Source organism: Rhodococcus sp. DN22, assembly GCF_036669995.1.
Classification (GTDB): Bacteria; Actinomycetota; Actinomycetes; order Mycobacteriales; family Mycobacteriaceae; genus Rhodococcus_F; species Rhodococcus_F erythropolis.
This window is the reverse complement of record NZ_CP133326.1, coordinates 1,229,646-1,249,014: the sequence shown is the minus strand read 5'-3', so window position 1 is coordinate 1,249,014 and position 19,369 is coordinate 1,229,646. Positions and strand designations below refer to the sequence as shown.

Here is a 19,369-nt window from a genome sequence, read left to right as displayed (position 1 = left end):
TCAGCGCACCCCCCGGGGACGGCTGGCTGCCCGCAGACCGCATCGACGAATTCGAGTCGTCGAATGGCCGCTCATCTGCACCGAACGGAACGAGCCCACAAATCTCACAATCTGAACAGTTGCCGCCCAGCCCACTCCCGACACCGCAACCAACGATTCCACCTCGAAATGTACCGATGACTTCATCACCGAAGCATCACCTGGAGTCGCCCCGCGCGACTCTGCCCTACCAAGGAGAAGCAATGAGCAACATCGACAAGATCCTCGGCGAACTGATGCGCATCGACGGTGCCAGCGGTGCAGCCGTAGTCGACGCCGACAGCGGGATGGTTCTCGGTATGAGCGGCAACCCGTCATTCAGCCTCGAGTACGCCGGCGCCGGCAACTCCGAGGTTGTGCGAGCAAAGCTCCGCACGATGAGTAACTTGGGAATTACCGACACCCTCGAAGACATTCTGATCACCCTGAGTAACCAGTACCACCTCATTCGCGTCCTCGAGACGCCCGGACTGTCAACGCTGTTCGTGTACCTGGTTTTGGACCGCGCGCGTGCGAACCTGGCACTGGCCCGCCACAAGCTGGGCGAACAGACACCCAAGATCGAGATCTGACGCTTCCACTCCCTTCCCGACAATGCCCGGTCCTCGCCAACGGCGAGGACCGGGCATTGTTCGTTCCGCACCGTCGATTGGTGAACGCCGCGCCGGCACCGATACTGAGACAGTGACTATCGCGGATACTCCTTGCGTGTGGTTGACCACCCTTCGAAGCGACGGCTCGCCGCACACGACTCCGGTCTGGTTCTTACTGCGTCAGAACACATTCTGGATACCGAGCGCCGAGCAGAATCGGAAGGTCCGGAACCTGCTGGACGATCCTCGGGTCTCGTTGGCAGTCGACGGATCCTCTCACGACCCGTGGGTCGCACAGGGGTTCGGGACAATTCATCACAACGTCGGCGAGTTCGGCTATCTCCTGAAACTTTTCGGCGAGAAGTACGACGGCTGGGATGCCGCAGACGAAACTCGTGAAGGTCCGCGAGTTCTCGTGTCGGTTCCGGTGACGCGATGGCTACTTCGACCGGACTGACAGACAGTGCCGGTTCAGCCCGAAATGTCGTGAATGACATACTTGTAGTTCATCTCTCGCAGAAATGGACTCTCACACATGGCACGCACGGCACATCACAGGCGCGGCATCACCGGCGTCACCATCGGCATTGCTGCCGTGATCGTGCTGGGAGGTTGCGCCAGTTCCAACGCCGACGCACCCGAAACATCTTCTCTCGGTTCGGGAATCGGATCCGGCGTCACGACGACGGTTACGGCCGGAACTTCGGCTCCCTCGTCCGCCGCAATTGAACTGCTGGCACAGATCCCCATCAAGGGACGCGCACCCAAGACCGGATACGACCGTGCACTGTTCGGTACCGCCTGGACCGATGACGTCACCGTCGAGTTCGGCCACAACGGCTGCGATACAAGAATTATCTGCACGCAGTTTTGACATATCTCAAAACCTTGCTGGTAGGCCCCCATTGTTCGATGTCGACGGTGTGAGTTATGTGAGTGACGATGGTCAGTTCGTGTGACGGTCGACCGGTTCGACCGCACGGATAGGGACGATGGCATGTTCAATCACGCACGTGGCCGGTTGATTGGGTTCGGTGGATGTGTAGCACACCTGGTCTGATGTCGGGATTTCCCGACAATCATCCTCATCAGTTTTGTTGATAAGAGTGCAGATCCTCTGCACTGCATATGATTTAGGAGTTTCACGTTGCATAGTCGCTTGGTGCGTTCCCGTTCCCTCCTGGTTGCCGTCACTGCCTTGGTCGGGTTGTCGATTTCCGGTTGCAGTACGACGTTGGCGGATGTGATCCCAGCAGGATCGTTGTCTGTGGATAGCCCTGGTCAGCACGATGTTGATGTGGCTTCTTCCGTTGCGCTGTTGGAGACGCTTCCGGTGAAGGGGCGTGCTCCGAAAACTGGTTACAGCAGAGATCAGTTCGGTCAGGCATGGTCTGATGATGTCGATGTGGAGTTCGGGCATGACGGGTGCGATACGCGCAATAATCTGTTGGCTTCGCGGCTGACTGACGTGGTCTTCAAAGAAGGAAAGAAGCAATGTGTTGTTCTCTCTGGCACGTTGGCTGATCCTTACACTGGAAAGACGATCAATTTTGTTCGGGGACAGGATACTTCGACTGCAGTTCAGATTGACCATGTGGTCGCGTTGAGCGATTCGTGGCAGAAGGGTGCGCAACAATTGAGTCTTCAGGAGCGCACGAATCTGGCGAACGATCCCCGAAATCTGATCCCGGTGGATGGACCGACGAACGCGAAGAAGTCTGATTCCGATGCCGCATCCTGGCTTCCCCCGAACAAGGCGTACCGATGCACCTACGTCTCGAAGCAGATCACGGTGAAGTCGGTCTACCGCCTGTGGGTGACTCAAGCAGAGAAGGATGCGATGTCTGCCGTATTGTCCGCGTGTTGATTCACAGTTCCGCGTAGATTCCGATGCTTGCTGGGGTGTGTTCTTATGTGCCGATTGCTTCGATTCGTCGTGCTGGAGAAACGCTTTGAACCATCCTTTTGAGTGAGGCGCGGGCGGCGGTGAGCTCGTCCTGGAGTTCTTCGGTTCGTGTTGTCATGGTGTCGGCGCGTCTGCGTTCGGAGTCGAGGTCCGAGCGCAGCTCGGCTGCTATCTGTTCGAGCTCGTGGATACGGGCGAGCAGTGTGTCGTGCGGCAGGTGTTCGAGTTGGTTGCCGAGTAGTAGTTGCACTTTGGTCTCGAGCTTGGTTCGGTCCGTTCGTAGCGCCCGAACTTCCTCACGCGCCATCAACAGTTCGGCGTGAAGACTGTCCGCCGTAGCGGACGTGCGTCCGGCGCTGCTTCTGGTGGCGGTGTGGGAGTGCTCTTCTGTGGCGCGTTCGACGGCGGTTCGAATTGCTGCGGTGTTGTAGATGAACCATGGAGAAACGCCTGCGCGACGCGCTATTTCGCTGATGTTGATGCGTTCGCCAGCGGATGAGAGGTCGGCGATGACTGTCAGCGTTCTGCGTTGTTTGTCAGCGCTGTCACGTCGACGGGAGGCGATGAGCCGTTGGGTTCGTATGTCACGGTCATCGGCAGTCATCGTTGTTCGTCCTCGTTCGTGTGGGTGGTTACGGACTCGAGCGGTATGAAGGCAGCTGCGGTCCTCGCTTTCCTCAGTTCGCGGGAGGCGTTGTCGATGACCGCGCGTTGGTCTGCGGGCAGGTCGGCAAGCATTGCGTCCATCGACGAGATGACGTCCGTGAACGCGTGAATTTGGGCGTCGAAGTTGGTGATCACCCACGACGCGGAGTCGGTGGCGATTGCAGTTTCTTTGTCTGTGCGCAGCTCTGCGAGATGCTGCTCGATTGCGGGCCGGTAGGACGGGTCCGGTCGGTAGAAGGAGCATCCTGCGCACTGGAATCGGATCGGGCAGTGTTGGCCGCCGGCTTTGATGTTCGAGGGTTCGGTGCAGTTTCCGAAGGGCACGGCCACCGACTGTCGCTCGTACTCCGTTACCGACGTGAATCCCGCCGGTCGTCCGTGCCTGTCGATCGCGAACTTCGAAATCTCCTCGGTGGCTTGGCGTTTACGTTTGAGTGTGACGGAGAAGTATCCCATGGTCGTGTCGACGCTGCGGTGATCCATCAATTCGCGTAGGACGTCCACCGGTGTGCCGTTGTCAGCGTGCCGCTGAGCGTAGGAGTGCCGCAATCCGTAAGGAGTGATCATTGATCTGTCGTAGAGAGCTGGGTTTCCGTCATCGTCGAGTCTTTCGTCGACAAGTTCCGGGATTGCATCGATCCAGATGGCGAAGGCCCGGGACCCGAACTGCGCACCGCTCAAGTGCCCGCGGCGAATGTTGTTGCGGGTTCCCGGCGTGGGAAAGAGCCAGTCGCACAGTGTGTCCGGAACAGACAGCGATTGAAGGTGGTCGAGCCATTGGTCGATCACGGTTGCCGTTGCAGTGCTGATCGGCAATCTACGCCCCATTCTGCGACGTTTACGGTTGTCGTAGACGAGTGTGGGCTTGCCGTCGACCCAGTCCAGGCATGAGCGTTTGAGCCCGACGATCTCACTCGGGCGTCGACCGGTGTCCCGGATGATCTGGTAGACCGTCTGATACATCATGGCGTAGTCGTCAGGGTTCCAGCCCGGCGCGGAGTACGTGGAGTGCCTACCCAGCAGCTCGAGGTGTTGATCGAGTTGTGCGATGACATGTTCGGGGATCGTGCGTCCGAAGTCGTCCTCGCTGGTCTCGACCTGGGCAATTGTGTGCGAACGCAGATCGAGTGCGAAGGAGCCGGGGATGTCATCCATTGCGCCCGTGCGGCGTGAGAACTCGAGAAGTCGGCGCCACCACCCGAGCAATGATCGTCGATGGGTGAAGGAATGGGGCTTGCCCTCTCGATCGGCGCTGGTGCGGAAACCCTCGACGACAGCGCTCATGTCACCGTGGTCGAGTAGTTCGGGGTGATCGCCGTTCGTGCGCAGCGAGAGTTGCCGTGAAGCGATTTCGGCGGCATGAACGGTGTGCCGCAGTGTCGTCACGGGTGGGCGTACCTCGCGGCCGAATTGTTTGGTGATCTCTCGAAGCCATCGCTGTCTGATCTCTCGGAAGTCCACAACGCCACCGGCCGCACTGTATCGCCGGTCCGGAGCAGCTTGCAGGCCCACGACGGCAGGTTTCCACACGTCGGCCATGGTGGGATCAGTACCGGAGTACACGACGTGCGCCCGCTGCAGATGTGTGACCAACGACCGGAACACACCACCGGCTGCAGCTCCGAGTGCCTTCTCGAACTGGCGATTTCCGGCGACATCGAGCAGTGAGCGACAATCCGGTGGGAGGTGGGAAACTATGCTGCGGATCCGCATCGGAACCAAGATGATCTGATCACGGTCACGCTGCTGCACTCCGTAAATAATCTCCGCCGCAACAGTGCCGTTCACCTCACTGAGTTCGAAATCGACTTTCGAAAAGGCTTTTTCGTCTCTTCGTGGAACCGAATCGGGGTCGAATGTCCGGTCGAAGAATGAAGGTGAGGTCCCGTTGAGCTTGCGGTGGCGTTCGCACCGCCTGCAACGGCGGTCGAAGATTTCCACGACCGTCATGCATCGGTCGACTCGGCACAGATAGACCGCTGTCATTTCGTTGTCGACGTCTCCGGTGAATACCTGTCGGCGTGAATCCCATTCCGCGACTCGCCATTGCGGGTCGATTCGTTCGATCAACCACGCTTTCCAGGTCTGTTCGTTTCCAGTCGAGAGGGCTCTTGACTCGACGGGTAGAGCGGTGATGCTCATATGCCCACTCTTTCCACTGCCGCCCTCAGGTCCTCCGCGTCGGGGTGTTGATAGATCGCGGTCGATGCTCGGCTCACATGACCGAGCAACGACTGAACCACGTCGATACCGGTGCCGTTGCGCGTCCAGATTGTGGCTGCCGTATGCCGGAACATGTGGGGCCGCAATCGGAAACCGGCACGGTTGCCGATCCTTTCCACAATCTGTTTTGCGTTCGAATACGACATCGGCGAACCGGCGTGATGCCCGAGAAGGTTGACGAACACGAAGTCCGAGGTCATTGCGGTGGGCACGCTGTCTCGTTCGAGAAGGTACTCGCGATACTGAGTGACCACCTCGTCGCTGACCGGTACGACTCGGGATTGTCCTTTAGCGCGGGCACCGTTCGAATTGCCTTCACGCCGAACAACATGAACATGAGGTCCACGTTCCTGGCATCCCAGATGAACCGAGGTCGGAAGGAAATGCAGGTCGCTACGGCGCGAACCCAATGCCTCTCCGATTCGGAGTCCGGAACGAACCAGCAACAGCACCAGAAAACGGTCTCGTTCGGTGTTCGCGGAGTTCAGAGCATGCGAAAACTGTTCTTCAGTAATAATTTCCGGAGGCTTTACGACTTCCGGCGCTTTGAGGGTTCTGGCACGAATCAGCCGATGCTGACCGGATTCACCTTCGTGGAAATCGCGGGGTGCGTAGGCCAGGTACTTGGGCTGGGACAGCCCAGAAACAACATCTGCGGAGACCAATCCACGCATTCCGCAGAACCTGAGGAATTCGACGACAGCGGTCATCACTGCGTTGACCGATCTGCCGGAGCGCAGCCGGTAGTGGACGGTTGGGGTGTGTTCGACGGCGAATTTGAAACGAGTGAGTTCACCTACACGAATCTCGTGCCAATCCAGTCCGCGACCGGCAGTCCAGTTCAAGAACCAACAGACCCGAGGAACGTATGCGCGGATTGTTTGAGGTGACCTTCCGGCGCCTTGCATGAACAGCACCCACTCGGAAGCCTCCGCGACCGGGCGCATGGATTCTTCGTCCACGATCACCCAACCCGACTGCCCCGTCGTCGGTGAAATGACCTTCTCTACAGCACACGACATCGCCACTCCTATGGCTGTCCCACCTGTGATATAGACGCTATTAGATAACCATGAGGGACAGGGCGACCGACACGCCGTGCCTACCGTGCCTTCATCCTGATGCGGCGCTAGAGATAACCCGAAACGACATCCTGCGGCGCGACCTCACCGACCTGACATTCAAAGACGGCTCCAAAAGCTGCTCGGTCCAAACCGGTACGCTCCGTGACCCGTACACGAACAAGACCATCGCCTTCACCCGCGGCCAGGACACGTCTTCTGCAGTCCAGATCGACCACGTGTTATCAGCAGCTTTGTCAAGGAGTCTTCCTCTTTCTGCTGGTCACTATGTCGATGACATGCCGCTCACTGCTGTGGTGGCCTTGTGATGCGCCAGCGCGTGACCGGGGTCGCGGCGGTAGCTGCGGCGTTCGTTGTCACTGTGTCTGGTTGCTCGGTCCTTCCCGCTGATGGTGGGTCGGTATTCGCCGCTCCGGTGTCGGGAACTTCTGCGCCTGGTGTGCAGGTCGATGAGGCACTGTCGGCGCTGGATCAGCTTGCGGTGAAGGGGCGTGCGCCGAAGACGGGGTATGCGCGCAGCGAGTTCGGGGTCGCGTGGACTGATACGAACACCGTTATGTGGGGCGGGAACTCGCTGAGTACTCGCGAGGACATATTGTCCCGTGACCTTGTGGACGTCACGTGCAAGGTCCGCTCGGGTGTGGTCTCGCCGCCGTGTGTGGTGCAGTCGGGAGTTCTTCACGATCCGTATACCGGGACGACGGTGAATTTCGTTCGTGGGGAGACGACTTCGCCGCTCGTCCCGATCGAGCATGTCGTCGCTCTTGGTGATTCGTGGCAGAAGGGCGCGCAGCAGTTGTCGGCCGCCGAGCGGATCGATCTGGCGAATGATCCGCTCAATCTCATCGCTACCACGCAGGCTCCGAACTCGGCGAAGAGTGATTCGGATGCCGCATCGTGGCTGCCGCCGAACAAGGCGTTCCGTTGTGCTTATGTGGCCCGTCAGGTCGCGGTCAAACTCCGGTATCGACTGTGGGTGACCCAGGCGGAGAAAGACGCGATCGCCACCGTCCTGTCGACGTGTCCCGGACAGGCGCTTCCCGCCGATGCCGAGGCAGCGGGTCGTGTTTCGTGAACGAGCGGCGAAATCGCTTACCCGCAGGGCGCTAGCCGGAGTCGGTGAATCGTCGCCGCAGCGCGAGGTTCTCGCCGTGGGCGACCGCGAGCGCCGTGCGCAGCTCGCCGACCTCTTCGGCGTGCCGCCGTTTGAGTTCCTTGAGCTGCGAGGACAGTGCTCTGACTGCGGACGGTGCAGACTGCTGTCCGGGTTCGGTCATCTGTTCCGGAGTTGTTCGGCGGTGCGACCGCCTGGTGCGGAGGTCGTTGATCTTCGTGCGCAGGTCGGGCTGGTTGTAGAGGAAGTCGGTGGAGACCTTGGCGCGGCGAGCGACGGCCGCGAAGGTGACCGGCTCGCCTGCATTGCTGAGTGCCAGCAGCGCCGCGTCCGCGCGGGCTCTGGTCTCGGTGTGGCGCGCTCGCGCTGCGGCGGTGAGGTGTTCGGGCACGGGCTGGTTCTCCTTGCTCTAGATGGTGGTTCCGGGGCCGCGAACGGCCTTGTCGGTGGCGGAGACGTCGTTGATCGAGAGCAGGATCCGGTTGAGCGAGTCGACCTCGATTTGGCGGCCGTGCAGCCAGATGTTCGTCTCGTCCATCGGGGCGCCGTACTTCGCGGTGAACACTGCTTGCCGGTGTTCGATCAGGGTTTCCGTGTCGGTGAGTTGGGTCCGCAACTGCGGGGCGTGAGTGGAGTCGGTGACGAATTTCGAGCAGGACAGGCAGGCGTTTCCCTTATCGCACAATTGTTTCGGTGGGAGCGTGCACCAGCCGTTGGGGAGGATGCGGTCGGCTCGCTTGTCGAGCTGGATCAGGTCGTAGAGGTCGGAGCTGTCGATCGAGGCGGTGCGGCCGTCGCGGGTGACTTTCTTGTATCGGAGGAATTCCTCCTCCATGGTCTGAGCGGAGGTCACGGCGTAGTGCAAGGTCATGTCCGGAGAGATGTGTCCGAAGTAGCGCATCACGACGTGCAGCGGCACTCCGGCGTTGATGAGGTTGGTCGCGGCGGTGTGCCGGAAGCGGTGTGTCTTGGAGACCGCGACCTGACGTCCGACGGAGTCTCTGATGTTGAGCAGGCTGGTGAGTCTGCTGAACCGCAGATGCATTGTCGGAAGCGGGTAAGGCTTGTCGCCCAGTCGGTTTCGGGTCGTGCGAAGGAACAGGTATTTTGGCGTGACGTCAGGGTTTCCGAAGTGTGCCATCATTTCTCGGGCGTGCTTTTGTTGGGCTCGGATGATCGTGACGATCTCCTCGTCCACGGGGATCGTGGGTGCGAGGTTCGATTCGATCTTGGTCTGTTGATACCGCATCCGGGCGACGAATCCCGCGCTGTCAGGATCACTGTCTGTGCGCGTGCGCAGGATCGGTTCGAGTGGGTCGAAGTCCATCATCAGCACCTCGTTGGCGCGACGTCCGGTGCGCAGCAGAAGCATCATGATGTGGAAGGCTTGCAGGTCGCCGAGTCCGCCCTCGTTCACGGGCTGTGCGAGCAGGCCGCTGCCTTCGGCGATCTGCGCCATGACATCGTCTTCGAGGACCATGCCGTCTGCCTTGACGTTGGCCAGGCGGGGCTTGTCCTCGGGGCGGAAGAGCACGCAGTGCTCGGGTCGCAGAGTGGCCCAGGCGCTGATGCCGAGTTCGGTGGCGGCTTCGTCCCGGTGGTCATACATGAACTGGTAGAACTGTTCGATCGCGGTCATGATCTGGCGGCGTGGGTTCGTCGCCAGCGGCTTGCCCGCGCGCGCCCCGGACTCGATGCGGTGTGCGAGGAGCAGGTCGCAGAAGCCGCGGATGAAGCCCCGCAGGCGGTGTGGATCGGTTGTCAGGCACGGGCCCTGATCGGCGGTGGTGTCGATGTAGCGTTGCAGCCATTTCAGAGCGTCCAGGCGCGATTTGATCGTGCTCCACGAGTACCTTTCCGTGGTCAGGCCCGCCGAGAGCCAGTACTTCGCTCCCTCGCGCAACCACATGCTGGTCAGGTTGGTGAAGTGCATGGTCGTGCGACCTTGCGGTTCGTGGTCGCGTTGGGGCACCCTCGGGTCGAGGCTGGGGTTCCAGACGTTCAGCTCCCACCACGGGCCGCGGTGATAGGCGTATCCGAGCACGGCGGCCATGTGCCCGAGGCGGTAGGTGCCGCCTTTGAACGCAGACTCGCCGATCTTCTCACCGCGCATCTGAGCCTTCCGTGCGGATCTCACCCACTCGTCCGGCGAACGGTGCAGCAGCGATTGCGCCGACCGGCACTCGTCGTCGTGATGCATCGCGGCGCGCAGCAGGGTGAAGACGGCATTCGTCTCGATGACGCGGACGAAGTGACCCAGCTCGATACGCCGATGAATGATCCAGGCGATTTCCCAGGTCATCGGCTCCGGCAAACCGCGGAAGTTCAGGTAGCAGGAGGTCCAGCCCCCACCGACGTTTACTTCGCGGATCGCCGGTCGGTAGTGCGCCGGCATCGTCTTCTTGTCGAAGTGATCGCTGCGGCATTCTTCGGGCAGAGAGTCCCAGAGCCTGCGGGCGATGGTGAGGTCGAACATGTCCGCTAGTGCCAAGCCCGGATCGATCTGGTGCAGTCTCTTGGGGCTGCGCGACCAGGACGTGATTGCGGGATCTGTTGCTGGGCTAAGCATTCGGATACTCCCATCCGGCGACGTATTCGCGCCAGTTCGCTACCGAGGCCAGCTCGGCGTCCTCGGTGACGTGGCCGTAGATGTTCATCGTGGTCTGCACGCTCGCGTGGCCGAGGCGGCGACTGACGGTGTGGACGGGGCTCCCTGCCAGCAACAGCGCAGTGGCGTGGGTGTGCCGAAACCAGTGCGGTGTCATCAGGTTCGGGAAGTCGTTGTCGCGGTGCTTCATCGAGCGCAGGTGCGCATAGACCGACTCGGTGCGCAGCGGCGCGAACAGCGGGTTCCGCATCACGTTGCAGAAGATGTAGCTGCTGTCCCAATCATCGAGGGCCACATCGGCGCCTCGATCGCACAGCCACCACACGTAGTCGGCGTAGAGCCGATCGAGCCGCGACCCGATGTGGACCTCGCGCTCCCCGGACTTGGCGGACAGGCCGTGCGGGTGCACCCTGCTCACGATCGCGACCCGGGCGCTCTTGCCACCGATCCCGGTGATCCAGTCGCGGTGCTGCAACGAGAGGGCTTCACCGATCCGCATGCCCGATTCCGCCAGGACTGCCCACAGGAACCGATATCGCAGGTCACCTCGCCACTCCTCGAGCACCGGGTCGTAGCTGGCCTCGGCATCTTGGAGGGCGTCGATCGTGGTCGGCGTCAGAACCGGGATGGCCTTGCGGGCGGCGCGGATTCGGATAGTTGCGCGCTTCTGCGGCGCTCGCCTGGCCACGTGCTCGAGGAACGAGAGGTAGCGGCCCGATCGGACCTGGGCTTGCTTCCACAGGAACGGCGCAGCGTCTGTTCCGCTGTCGGCCTGGTAGCGGTAGAAACTCATCACCGCGCGCATGCGGAGGTTCACCGTGCTGTCGCTGAGCGTCGGTCGGGGGCGGAGTTCGCGGACCGGCGAGTCCAGCTCGCCGTAGCGCAGGGCAGAGATGAAGTCGCCGAAGTCGTGCAGCTTCACCGCATCCCACGATGTGCCGGTCACTTCCAGGAACGACCACCACTGGGCCAGGCTCTGTGCGTAGGCGCGGGTCGTGTTCGGCCGGAAGTCGATTTGCCGCCCGTACTCGAGGTATGCCTCGACCGGCTCAACGAGACCGAACGATCTGTCGATCACCGTCCAGGTCGTTGCACCGTCGCTGAGAGTGACACGTTGCGCTGTAGCCATCAGCCCGCTCCCGTTCGCCTGAACTCGAAGCTACGCCCGACCCTGCCTGATTCGATGCACCCGAACGGTGCGTGTCGGCGGTGTCATCGGCGTACCTCGCTGCCTGCAGATAACACCGTCGCCCACATATCCCGAATCCGTGGAAGGAAGCCCAGGATGATGTCAACGGCACTACCTACTAGCTACGGATTACATGTTGTCGCACTCTCGGACGCCTGGCAGAAGGGCGCGCAGCAGCTCGACACGCAAACGCGAACCAATCTGGCCAACGACCCTCGAAACCTGCGCGCTGTCGACGGGCCCACCAACCAGAAGAAGTCGGATTCCGACGCGGCGTCGTGGCTGCCACCCAACAAGGCATACCGCTGCCAGTACGTGACTGCTCAAGTGGAAGTAAAAGCGGCATACGGTTTGTGGGTTACCCAAGCCGAACACGACACCATCGCAGACATTCTCGCGACCTGCTGAACTCTTGCGGTGATCAGCGACATTTGATCAGAGGACTCTGATCAGCGACATTTGATCAGAGGACTCTGATCAGCGACCTTTGATCAGATACCGCACAATCGCCATCCCGAGCGCGAGGCCCAACACGGTGGCCAGCGCTGCAACCAGACCGTGGCCGGTCAGTGCGACGAACACACCGGTTATGACTGCGACGACGGCAATGATCCCCGCGTCCACTCTGCTTTGACCACGTTCAGGCATGGCACTCTCTCGTGCTGTCAGGTCCGTCCGCTCCCCTCGTAGCGGACGGACCCAGCGGCAATCTGTCGAAATGCGCGAACTCTGGTGGCCTCACCGGGCTGACTTTGCGGGCGGTCCTGCGAGGCCGGCACGTCCCCCGGAGCCAACTCACATCGGTTCACGAAGTCCGTACCTTCGCAGAATATACCGATTGGTAGGTAATTACTGAGGGCTAAAGTCCCTGGTCATGGACTCATGCGACGAGTGGTCGAAAACTCGAGACGAACGAGCGCATCCGCGAGCCGAGCGTTCAATCGAGATGGCAGAGGGCCGTGGTCACGTCCAGAGGTCCATCTCGACATAGAGTGGAGACGTCTAGGACCCGAAAAGCGATCCGAGATCCAACGATCCGACTGACGACACTCTCTTCCAATCAGCGCAATACGCGGTGGTGAAGCGAGAATCCGTCAAGAGAATGGTGACTGTCGCCGGTTCGAGGGTGCTTTCGAACTCGAGGACATTCAATTCACCGTCGCCGTCGACTTTTGCCCGACCGTATATGCACGGCATATCAGCTGATACGGGTCCAGACGTCGTGTAGGTTCCCGGCAACACCTCCCACGGCACGTCGAACAGCCCATGACCGGGAATCGTTCCCGGCGCTGCTGAGGCCGCAGACGTCCCGATCATTGCCACACCGACAGCTACTGCTGCAGCGGACGCGAGCAAACTAACCTTGCGCATTTTCCCTACCTTGTTCATACCTGAACCGCAGCGGCGAGTTCGAAGGCTTGTTGATGTAAGAACCCGCGGTTCGCGCCGTTCTTCAACTAACGGTAGTAAAAGGGCACGAGTTTTGGTGAGCTACCTTTTGTGGTTCTGGCCCGATTTCCGTGACGGAGACTCCCATTGAGAAAAATAGGGAACGCCGGCGTTGCGGCTCTCGGCATGATTCGAACCTGTCATTCCAGTATTCGATCACACAACCGTATTCGAGCCGAAACGTCGACGCTCCCCTGCCGTTTGGGTGACTCAGCCTCCGAGTGAGCCCATCGGCAGCTTCGAGAAGATGTCCCCGAGGCTTCCGGTTCCACCAGGAGTTTCCGGTTCCGTCGGATCCACCGGCTCGACGACGATGACGCCGGGCACGGTGACGGTCACGGTCTTGTCTGCAGATTCCGAAGAACTGAACTTCTTGGTACCCAAGAACTTTGCGGTGATACGATGCTCGCCCTGGTCGCGGAACGGCCAGACCAGTTCTGCATGGCCATTGGAATCGACTGTGGCGCTACCGATCTTCGTCTCGCCGTCGAAGAACTCGACCGTGCCCTCACCCGGGTTCGGGTCGATACTCGCCGCAATCTTGACGTCTTCGCCCGTCAGTGCCTCCAGTGCGACAGCGACCGTCGTCTCGGTCTGGTTGGTCGCGAATACCTCGGTAGTCGAGAGGGCGCTGCGTCCCTCGCCCGAAGCAACACAATACCCAGCGGCATTGACCCACCGGGACTCACCGAAACTCATGCTCGTGTCTTTGATCTTGATACTCGGGCTCGTCGCCCCGGCGCGCAGGTGCGTCGTCGCGTTTCCCTCGTCGGACCGAGCTTCGAGTTTCAATTCGACTGCCGGCAAACGAAAGTCCGTGTTGGCCTTGACTTGCAGCCCTTCCTTGGGCTTGTTGTCGCTGGCGCTCGGACCGTCGTTGACTGTCTTGTTGCCGGTGCCGGTAATTCGCAGGTACTCACCCGCCGGGTTCGCGTTTCCGTCTGCGCCCACCCGGAGCAGCACCGCAGTCTCGCCGGTCAAGTTCGACGACGAATCACCGACGAGGGAGTACGACACCAGGGTTGCCCCTTGCGGTAGTGCGATGTCGTACTTGATACGACCGGTGTCCGAGTCCGAACTACGCATGGTGCCCGGATGCAGTTTCACTGTGAACTGTTCGCCCGGACGCACGGACGTGGGCGCCGTGACCTCCAGGTTGTCGGAGAACGACGAATCCCAATCGGTGGCGCCGTCGACCCGGCACTTGTGTTCGAAGGAAACTGTTCGCGTCACGGTATCGGAAGCCGCTGCTACCGGAGCGGACACAGCGAGGAGTCCGGCCGCGACAGCTGGTACGACTGCGCAAACAGCCAGAGAACGGGAGTTCATATGTTGCCTTTCAAAAAGACTCGGTCATCGAGTGTTCGGTGAAGTAGGACCGTGATCACTTGCCACCGAGCGAACCTGTGGGCAGCTGCGGCAGAACGGACTCGAGGCTGCCGAGGCCACCCGGAGTGCCCGGATCGGTCGGGTCGGGATCGACCGGGCCTGTTGAATCACCGGTCACCGTGAGCATGTGTGCCGCCGACGTGTACTTCGCCTCGTCGCCGGTAGCTGTGAAGACTGCGGTCACGGACTTGGTACCCGCCTTACCGAAGGTCAGATCCAGGCGGGCAATACCGCGAACCACCGGCCGCGGGTCACCGACGGGCTTGCCGTCGACCATGAACTGTACTGTTCCCGTTGCGTTTTCCGGATCGACGTGAGAAGCAAAAGACACCTTGGTGCCGGTAGCGGCTGTCGTCGGCCCTTCGAGCGTCGTCACGATGTCTGCTCCAGGCTCGGGATCAACAGGTCCGAGGTCTCCGTCGATTTTCGTGGAGGCCAATGCGCCGGCACCGGCGTTGAGGGGACCCGTCTCACCGTCGCGAGGAGAACAGGATGTGGGCGCCCAGATGGTTCCCGCGAGCCAGTGACTTACCTGAGGGAGGAAGGTCAAAAACGACTCCGGCCCGCCGAAAGTACCTGCAGCACCCGAAGTCCGGACATTGGTTTCGACTGCGCCGGACGGCCCGGCCTTTACGGTGATTCTGATCTTCGGAAAGACGATGTTGGTCTCGGCTCCGGACTGAGCGTTGATCGCAAGCCCGCCGTGCGCACCCGACGACGATGACGGACTGTTGCCGATCGCTTCGTTTGCGCCGGACAACCGGAGTATCGGACCGTCCGCTGCGGGAGTGCCGTCTTCGTTGACACGAATCACCGAAGCAGGTTTCCCGGCAACAACATTGCCCGGATCGGTGACCGTCGCCGAAACGAACTCCGCGTTGGTCGGAATCGGCAGATCGATCTTCAGACGCGAAATCTTCTTGACACTTGCGCCGCTCACATCGTTCGGGATCTGGACGCTACCCGGATCCACCTCGATGTCGAAGACTTGACCTGGCGCCACGACCGAAGGAGCCGAAACTCGCACCGTAGCAGGCTTTCCGTCTGACGAAGGACCGGAGAACGCACTCGGAACTGCGCGGCACGTGACCTGAAACGTTGTCGACGTGGTTTCTGCAACGGGCGCCGCGGTCGCCGGAATCACGGCCACAGCGGTTCCACCGGCAAGGAGACCGGTAAGGAGCGCAGCATTCAGTAGGCGTTTTGACATGATGTCCTCTCGGAACAACCTGATTGACGTTTGCCGCCGAACTGTAACGGAGCCAACGCCCGAGTTGACCCGTTTTCAATAAACAAAAACTACACAGTAGGTAAATAATTGGTAAGGGTTACTGGTCGTCACATCTGACCGCCGCCGCGAGCCTTGCCTCTCTCGATCAATCTCGCGGTTCGAGATTCACTGCGGGGAAACATAATTCGACAGGAATTCGCGCCGTAGTGAGAACTCCGTTCATACTCTACCCTTACGGGAGGGTAGAGTATGAGAACCTCGTCAGGACGGAATCTCATGGCAGTAACCATCGCTTCATCCACCAACGACAATTCGGTTCGGGCCGCGCTCCGGTCACCTCGCCGTCTCAAAACGGAAGTTTTGGCCGGACTGGTCGTGGCGTTGGCACTGATTCCCGAGGCGATCTCGTTCTCGATCATCGCCGGCGTCGATCCGCGGGTAGGACTGTTCGCGTCGTTCACGATGGCAGTGACCATCGCCGTCGTCGGCGGACGACCCGCAATGATCTCCGCAGCTACCGGCGCCGTCGCACTGGTCGTCGCTCCACTGACGCGCGAGTACGGAATCGACTACCTGATTGCGACAGTCCTTCTGGCCGGCCTGCTCCAGATCGTGTTGAGCCTCCTCGGCGTCGCCAAGCTGATGCGCTTCATCCCGCGCAGCGTCATGGTGGGATTCGTCAATGCACTGGCCATCTTGATCTTCATTGCCCAACTCCCCCACCTGATCGATGTTCCGTGGCTCGTCTACCCACTTCTGGCCGTCGCCCTCCTGATACTCGTATTCCTGCCGAAACTGACCAGCGCGGTCCCGGCTCCACTGGTGGCGATCGTGTTACTGACCAGCGCCACAGTCATTTTCGCGTTCAACGTCCCCAATGTCGGCGACGAGGGCGAGCTTCCGTCGAGCCTGCCGACGCTACTGTTCCCCGACGTCCCTCTGGACATGCACACACTGTCGATCATTGCTCCGTATGCATTGGCCATGGCGCTCGTCGGCCTCCTCGAATCGTTGATGACGGCCAAGCTCGTCGACGACGTCACGGATACTCACTCGAACAAGACCCGAGAAGGGTGGGGCCAAGGCGTCGCGAACATCGTCACCGGCTTCTTCGGAGGCATGGGAGGGTGCGCGATGATCGGCCAGACCATGATCAACGTCAAGGTCTCCGGCGCTCGCACTCGAATCTCGACCTTCCTGGCGGGCGTGTTCTTGCTGATACTCGTGGTCGGCCTCGGCGATGTCGTGGCGTTGATTCCCATGGCCGCATTGGTAGCCGTCATGATCATGGTCTCGGTCGGCACTTTCGACTGGCACAGCGTCAATCCGAAGACCCTGCGCCGCATGCCGATCGGCGAGACAGTGGTCATGCTGGTCACCGTGGCGGTCACCGTCGCGACCCACAATCTTGCCTACGGCGTGATCGTCGGAGTGATCACCGCGATGGTCATCTTCGCCCGCCGCGTCGCGCATCTCACCGAAGTGATCGACGTCGCGCATCCGGACGAGGACACCCGTGTCTATGCGGTTCGAGGCGAGCTGTTCTTCGCATCCAGCAACGATCTGATCTACCAGTTCGACTATGTCGACGACCCGAAGAACATTGTCATCGATCTGTCCGAGTCTCATGTCTGGGACGCGTCGACCGTGGCGACACTGGACGCGATCACCACCAAGTACGCGGCCAGAGGCAAGAATGTCGAGATCGTGGGGCTCGACGACGCATCGGCCGAGCGCCATCTGCGCCTGTCCGGACGCCTGGGTGACGGTCACTGAGAGTATGGAAGCCCAGCGCGACGAAAGTAGGAGTGATGTCTGAGCCGGAACATGCGGTCCAGGGACAGAACATGCAGATCGGGCAGGTTGCCGAACGCACCGAACTGTCGATCAAGACGATCCGTCATTACGACGAGGTCGGTCTGGTCACTCCATCGGAGCGGACCGCCGGAGGATTCCGCTTGTACACCGAGGCGGACGTCCAACGGCTACTGGTAATCCGACGAATGAAGCCGCTCGGATTCAGTCTCGAAGAAATGAAACAACTCCTCAATTCCCTGGCAGTGCTCGGCGACGAAGCTTCGGACGCGTCAACACGAACCGCCGCAACCGAATTCGTCACCGCCTGCCATACCCGGGCGGAAGAAAGCTGCACACACTTACGTAAGCAACTCGCCTACGCCGAAGAGCTGACGGGATTGCTCGCCGACCACAGTCTGAACGGTGAACGGCATTCGTGATCTGCAAGCTGAACTAAGCTGGGTTGATGGCCCGATACTTCGACGTTCACCCGGAAAACCCGCAGCCGCGCGCGATCAGCCAGATCGTCGAAATGCTGCGCAACGACGCGGTCATCGCCTACCCCACCGACTCCTGCTACGCCCTGGGTGCCCGAATGGACAATCACTCGGGCACCGATCGGATCCGCGAGATCCGTCACCTGCGGTCGGATCACCACTTCACGCTGGTCTGTGCCGACTTCGCGCAGCTCGGGCACTTCGTCCACGTCACCAACTCGGCGTTCCGCGCGGTGAAAGCCGCTACGCCTGGGCAGTACACGTTCATCCTTCCCGCCACGAAGGAAGTTCCGCGTCGACTGGCACACGCCAAGAAGAAGACCGTCGGAGTGCGTATCCCCAGCCACCCGGTAGTGCGGGCGCTCTTGCAAGAGTTGGGTGAACCGATCCTCTCCAGCACCCTTCTCCTGCCCGGCGCCGAGGAGCCGATGACGGACGGCTGGCAGATCAAGGAAGAACTCGACCACCAACTCGACGCCGTCATCGACTCGGGTGACTGCGGCACCGAGCCCACCACGGTGGTCGACTATTCGTCCGGTGCCGCCGAGATCGTGCGCGTCGGCGCGGGAGATCCTTCCCGATTCGAGTAGGCGGCCCCGACGTCAGCTCCGCATTTTCCGAGAGCGGAATGCCGCCGGAGAAGTCCCGAACCGTTCTTTGAAAAGTCGCGAGAAGTGGCTTGCGTCGGAGAAACACCATCGGGTGGCGATCGAGGTGATCGAACTGTTCGTGCGACGCAATTCCTCGCGTGCCCTGGCCAACCGCCGCGCCCGTACCGTCCCGTTGAACGTCTCACCGGATCGGCCGAAAACTCGCTGGACCGTCCGGGCCGAGACCGCGTGGGCGGCGGCAACAGAGGTCAACGACAACGACGGATCACACAGGTGCCCGTCGATCCAGGCATCGATCGACAAGCGCAGCGCGGCGGAACCGACAGCGTCCTCAGTTCCGATGGTCTGGCTCACCGCCCCGTCGAACAGTTCGAGGGTGGCATTTCTGGCCGCTGATACCGCGGGTTCAGGAAGTTCGGCCAACGAATCGGCCAGCATCGACAGATAGGAAACCAACAAACGTACCGACGGTGAGTCCCGTTCCAGCGCGCCGCCGAAAGCCGGCCACGCTCGACCGGAGACTTCCGCCAGGGCCGAGCGAGGAATCAGCAAATTGATCGAACGAATCGACTCCAGCACCTCGAACTCGGCCTGATTGCGCGTATCCCACAGAACTACGTCACCAGCGCCCACGAGAATCGTCTCACCTGCTCGTGTCAGCGCTTCGCGTCCTGACCGGATTGCGATCAGCACGACCCAGTCTTCTGTGGCTTCGGATACCTGAGTTGCGGTTCGCTTTCCTGTGCACGGATCGCAGCTGAGGTCGACGAGACCGAAGTCGTCCAGCGAGCGTCGCTTGACCGATGCGGCGAATCCCTCGCGGAGAATCGATCGGGATACCTGCACATCAAGGGGAATGAATTGCTCCCGCAGACGAGATTCCCACCAGTGGCCTCCCATGCCGACAGGAATGCCGTCGGCAGTCTTCTCTCCAGACCGGGTGGTGACCATAACTAAGGTTATAGCAAATTCACT

Annotated in this window: 19 protein-coding genes and 2 pseudogenes; 10 read left to right on the top strand and 11 right to left on the bottom strand. The window is 60.8% G+C overall.

All coding sequences use genetic code 11. From position 1 onward, the window contains the following. The first annotated feature begins 242 nt into the window (after positions 1-242). The 4 genes from RA302_RS05665 to RA302_RS05650 all read left to right on the top strand — a co-directional run bounded on the left by RA302_RS05665 (position 243) and on the right by RA302_RS05650 (position 2,499). Positions 243-611, top strand: coding sequence for a hypothetical protein (locus RA302_RS05665; RefSeq protein WP_020906454.1), 369 nt, complete (start codon positions 243-245; stop codon positions 609-611). Between the two features lie 112 nt (positions 612-723). After that, positions 724-1,089, top strand: a complete 366-nt coding sequence (locus RA302_RS05660; RefSeq protein ID WP_046379792.1) for a pyridoxamine 5'-phosphate oxidase family protein — start codon at positions 724-726, stop codon at positions 1,087-1,089. Between the two features lie 78 nt (positions 1,090-1,167). Next, the gene (locus RA302_RS05655) at positions 1,168-1,506 is read left to right on the top strand and encodes a hypothetical protein (protein ID WP_338479680.1); all 339 of its coding nucleotides are present in this window, start codon (positions 1,168-1,170) and stop codon (positions 1,504-1,506) included. Positions 1,507-1,812: 306 nt separating this feature from the next. After that, a complete protein-coding gene (locus RA302_RS05650; protein ID WP_252194297.1) occupies positions 1,813-2,499 on the top strand; it encodes an HNH endonuclease family protein in 687 nt (228 codons plus the stop codon). Between the two features lie 43 nt (positions 2,500-2,542). Here the strand turns inward: RA302_RS05650 and RA302_RS05645 are convergent, their stop codons facing one another. From RA302_RS05645 to RA302_RS05635, 3 genes are read right to left on the bottom strand one after another with little or no spacing between them, the layout of a single operon-like run. Next, complete coding sequence (locus RA302_RS05645; protein WP_047269065.1) at positions 2,543-3,142, bottom strand: DUF6262 family protein; 600 nt, start codon at positions 3,140-3,142, stop codon at positions 2,543-2,545. After that, a complete protein-coding gene (locus tag RA302_RS05640; RefSeq protein WP_058037609.1) occupies positions 3,139-5,346 on the bottom strand; it encodes a site-specific integrase in 2,208 nt (735 codons plus the stop codon). Before RA302_RS05640 ends, RA302_RS05645 begins: the two co-directional genes overlap by 4 nt. Next, positions 5,343-6,449, bottom strand: coding sequence for a tyrosine-type recombinase/integrase (locus RA302_RS05635; RefSeq protein ID WP_047269064.1), 1,107 nt, complete (start codon positions 6,447-6,449; stop codon positions 5,343-5,345). Before RA302_RS05635 ends, RA302_RS05640 begins: the two co-directional genes overlap by 4 nt. Positions 6,450-6,565: 116 nt before the next feature. Between RA302_RS05635 and RA302_RS05630 the strand changes: the two are divergent. Both RA302_RS05630 and RA302_RS05625 read left to right on the top strand, forming a co-directional pair. After that, a pseudogene (locus tag RA302_RS05630) lies at positions 6,566-6,748 on the top strand (HNH endonuclease); the annotation flags it as partial. A 68-nt stretch (positions 6,749-6,816) separates the two neighbouring features. Beyond that, positions 6,817-7,584, top strand: a complete 768-nt coding sequence (locus RA302_RS05625; protein ID WP_021334716.1) for an HNH endonuclease family protein — start codon at positions 6,817-6,819, stop codon at positions 7,582-7,584. Positions 7,585-7,615: 31 nt separating this feature from the next. Here the strand turns inward: RA302_RS05625 and RA302_RS05620 are convergent, their stop codons facing one another. Genes RA302_RS05620 through RA302_RS05610 form a run of 3 tightly spaced genes read right to left on the bottom strand, consistent with a single transcriptional unit; the run spans position 7,616 to position 11,360 of the window. Beyond that, entirely contained in the window at positions 7,616-8,014 is a 399-nt protein-coding gene (locus tag RA302_RS05620; protein WP_021334717.1) for a DUF6262 family protein, read from the bottom strand. Between the two features lie 18 nt (positions 8,015-8,032). Beyond that, positions 8,033-10,192, bottom strand: a complete 2,160-nt coding sequence (locus RA302_RS05615; protein WP_080656790.1) for a site-specific integrase — start codon at positions 10,190-10,192, stop codon at positions 8,033-8,035. Beyond that, positions 10,185-11,360 carry a tyrosine-type recombinase/integrase gene (locus tag RA302_RS05610; protein WP_021334719.1) on the bottom strand — a complete coding sequence of 392 codons (1,176 nt, stop codon included), beginning with the start codon at positions 11,358-11,360 and terminating at the stop codon, positions 10,185-10,187. The genes RA302_RS05615 and RA302_RS05610 overlap by 8 nt, the downstream gene beginning before the upstream one ends. Positions 11,361-11,552: 192 nt before the next feature. Here RA302_RS05610 and RA302_RS05605 point away from each other — a divergent pair. Next, positions 11,553-11,828: pseudogene (locus tag RA302_RS05605) on the top strand (HNH endonuclease family protein); the annotation flags it as partial. Positions 11,829-11,897: 69 nt separating this feature from the next. Here the strand turns inward: RA302_RS05605 and RA302_RS05600 are convergent. The 4 genes from RA302_RS05600 to RA302_RS05585 all read right to left on the bottom strand — a co-directional run bounded on the left by RA302_RS05600 (position 11,898) and on the right by RA302_RS05585 (position 15,468). Next, positions 11,898-12,068, bottom strand: coding sequence for a hypothetical protein (locus RA302_RS05600; RefSeq protein ID WP_020906453.1), 171 nt, complete (start codon positions 12,066-12,068; stop codon positions 11,898-11,900). Positions 12,069-12,422: 354 nt separating this feature from the next. Continuing rightward, on the bottom strand, positions 12,423-12,791 hold the full coding sequence (locus RA302_RS05595; RefSeq protein WP_029537646.1) for a hypothetical protein: 369 nt from the start codon (positions 12,789-12,791) through the stop codon (positions 12,423-12,425). A gap of 288 nt (positions 12,792-13,079) precedes the next feature. Continuing rightward, on the bottom strand, positions 13,080-14,198 hold the full coding sequence (locus tag RA302_RS05590) for an Ig-like domain-containing protein (protein WP_020968625.1): 1,119 nt from the start codon (positions 14,196-14,198) through the stop codon (positions 13,080-13,082). 55 nt (positions 14,199-14,253) lie between these two features. Next, a complete protein-coding gene (locus tag RA302_RS05585) occupies positions 14,254-15,468 on the bottom strand; it encodes an Ig-like domain-containing protein (protein ID WP_020968624.1) in 1,215 nt (404 codons plus the stop codon). Between the two features lie 297 nt (positions 15,469-15,765). On the opposite strand from RA302_RS05585, the gene RA302_RS05580 reads away from it, so the two are divergent. The 3 genes from RA302_RS05580 to RA302_RS05570 are packed head-to-tail and all read left to right on the top strand — an operon-like array spanning position 15,766 to position 18,373. After that, entirely contained in the window at positions 15,766-17,265 is a 1,500-nt protein-coding gene (locus RA302_RS05580; protein ID WP_182262504.1) for a SulP family inorganic anion transporter, read from the top strand. 35 nt (positions 17,266-17,300) lie between these two features. Next, a complete protein-coding gene (locus RA302_RS05575; RefSeq protein WP_019747166.1) occupies positions 17,301-17,726 on the top strand; it encodes a MerR family transcriptional regulator in 426 nt (141 codons plus the stop codon). Positions 17,727-17,752: 26 nt separating this feature from the next. After that, positions 17,753-18,373, top strand: a complete 621-nt coding sequence (locus tag RA302_RS05570) for an L-threonylcarbamoyladenylate synthase (protein ID WP_166501917.1) — start codon at positions 17,753-17,755, stop codon at positions 18,371-18,373. Between the two features lie 12 nt (positions 18,374-18,385). Here the strand turns inward: RA302_RS05570 and RA302_RS05565 are convergent, their stop codons facing one another. Further along, a complete protein-coding gene (locus RA302_RS05565; RefSeq protein ID WP_166501916.1) occupies positions 18,386-19,345 on the bottom strand; it encodes a helix-turn-helix domain-containing protein in 960 nt (319 codons plus the stop codon). Between the last annotated feature and the right edge of the window lie 24 nt (positions 19,346-19,369).